The organism is Pseudoalteromonas sp. 20-MNA-CIBAN-0454, from assembly GCF_040308685.1.
Classification (GTDB): domain Bacteria; phylum Pseudomonadota; class Gammaproteobacteria; order Enterobacterales; family Alteromonadaceae; genus Pseudoalteromonas; species Pseudoalteromonas nigrifaciens.
The window spans coordinates 1-397 of record NZ_JBEOOB010000117.1 but is presented as its reverse complement, the minus strand read 5'-3'; the positions used below and the strand labels follow the sequence as shown (position 1 = coordinate 397).

At 43.3% G+C, this 397-nt stretch carries 1 protein-coding gene; it reads right to left on the bottom strand.

All coding sequences use genetic code 11. The annotated features are described in order from the left end of the window. Positions 1 to 65: 65 nt before the first annotated feature. On the bottom strand, positions 66 to 397 hold a 332-nt coding region (locus AAEZ22_RS18210), incomplete at its 5' end, for a zinc ribbon domain-containing protein (RefSeq protein WP_352298408.1).

Below are 397 nucleotides of genomic sequence, written 5' to 3'. Positions count from 1 at the left end.
AGTGAACTACCCACCGACGCCACTACGTGTCGATCAATGGGCTTCTACAGCCTAGATTTTTAATGCTAGGCTACTTCTTTTTTCTCAGTTCCAACAGCAAACTTCGACAACTCGAAGACTTTCGTTTTAATAGCTGATTTCTGCTGAGATGTGGGGGCTACCCTTGCGACGATCCCAGCCGCAATTAAATTTAACTCACCTGTTTTTGCTATACTTTTAGCCGCTGACAAGTCTCGGCTTTGGTAAACTTCGCAAGCTTTACAAGTGAAATTTCTGTCGTTCAATGTTAAAACATGGTGCTGGCCGCATTCTGCGCAAATCCCAGTGGATTTTTCAAACCTGCCAATCTCGTGATAGAGTTTACCTTCAAGCTCAGTTTTGTATTTTGAAAGCTGAG